The organism is Paenibacillus sp. 01T422 (assembly GCF_056398785.1).
Genome location: NZ_JBFTQB010001312.1, coordinates 1 through 1,225, shown reverse-complemented (window position 1 = coordinate 1,225; position 1,225 = coordinate 1). Strand labels below are relative to the sequence as shown.

The 1,225-nt window shown below is 36.2% G+C and carries 2 protein-coding genes and 1 pseudogene; all 3 read left to right on the top strand.

The features are described 5' to 3' along the window. Positions 1-411: hypothetical protein (locus tag AC1DUA_RS38325; RefSeq protein WP_477504672.1), on the top strand; the 411-nt coding region annotated here is incomplete at its 5' end. 254 nt (positions 412-665) lie between these two features. Further along, positions 666-1,082 (top strand): hypothetical protein, encoded by a 417-nt coding sequence (locus AC1DUA_RS38320; protein ID WP_477504671.1) that lies wholly within the window; start codon positions 666-668, stop codon positions 1,080-1,082. A gap of 42 nt (positions 1,083-1,124) precedes the next feature. Next, a pseudogene (locus tag AC1DUA_RS38315) lies at positions 1,125-1,225 on the top strand (NUDIX domain-containing protein); the annotation flags it as partial.

Genomic DNA, 1,225 nt, shown 5'->3' with positions numbered 1-1,225 from the left:
GTATTAAATGAGGGTAAAACTTATCAGAAGGATGCTGGAGTTCAAAGTAAACAAAACTTTTCGTTTGATGTGACACCTGCAAATATAAAAGTAGATAAAGTTCTTTATGGGAAAATGGATACCGATATAATTACTTATTTACAACACGGTTCCTCATCAAATTCATTAGAAAATAATAACCATGTTAAAAAAGGTGAAGAAGTAATTTTAATGCTTGTCAAAACAGATGCAGGAGATTATTGGTCTTATAATTTTGATGATGGCATATGGAATATAAAGGATGGAAAAGTGTCATCCAGAACAGAATCAAAATATATGCAGAAATTTAAAGGTGCGAATTTAGATATATTCATGAATGAAATCTCTAGTGCAGCCAAGAATAAAAAAAGAAACGAAAATTACAAACAATAAAACAGGTTATCAGATACTTTCTAAACCTGCAAGAGCCTTCACTCACAGAGTGTAGGCTCTTTATTTTTTCAATTTTAGCAGTTAACTTTTTTAGTTAATTGTATTGGTTAAGCCCCCCCCTTTGCTCTTAATAAATAAAAAGCCCATTCCTGGGCTTTTTTCACTTTCCAAACAATATATCTAATACTGTTCCAAGTTAGCCGCGCGACTTACGCTTGAGAATGTTGCACTCAGCAAACGGGAGGAGCAATCATATGTTAATTTCATTCTTCACGAGGATCTATATGGCGATGTCCGGATTCAAAAATAACGTACTGCAATTATCTGGAAATCCTGATATTCTAGAGGATGAAGCCGTAGCTGGGACGAGGATTGATATGGATGAGTTCCCAGATTTGCTGCTTGATATTTCATCCATTTTCGAAAAAGGGTTAAGTGAGCAGGAGATTAGGATTGCTCAACATACAATTGAAGGTTTAAGTATCAATGGAACAACGAAGTTTCACTATATTGTGCGTATGAATGCGGAAGTCCTGGGAATGACGATTATTGCGGTTCGTGATCGGCCGACGAGTGCTATCCTGTGTTTTGTTACAGAGGAGAAGGTTGCTTATCACATTCAGGGGGTCATTTCTGTCTTTCATTTGCCAGAAAATCAAGTACTGCAGTAGTTGGAAAGTGACACCGACACCTATCGAAAGGCGATGATCAGATTGACTTATCCAATTCGGGTAAGAGCTTGTGCGCTTATTATTGAAAATGAGGCTGTTTTACTAATTGAGTTCCAAGACAATGAAGGAATACATTATAATCT

Excerpts from the sequence above, each read along its gene's own strand:
- AC1DUA_RS38320 (WP_477504671.1), top strand. The coding sequence starts at position 666 with ATGTTAATTTCATTCTTCACGAGGATCTATATGGCGATGTCCGGATTC.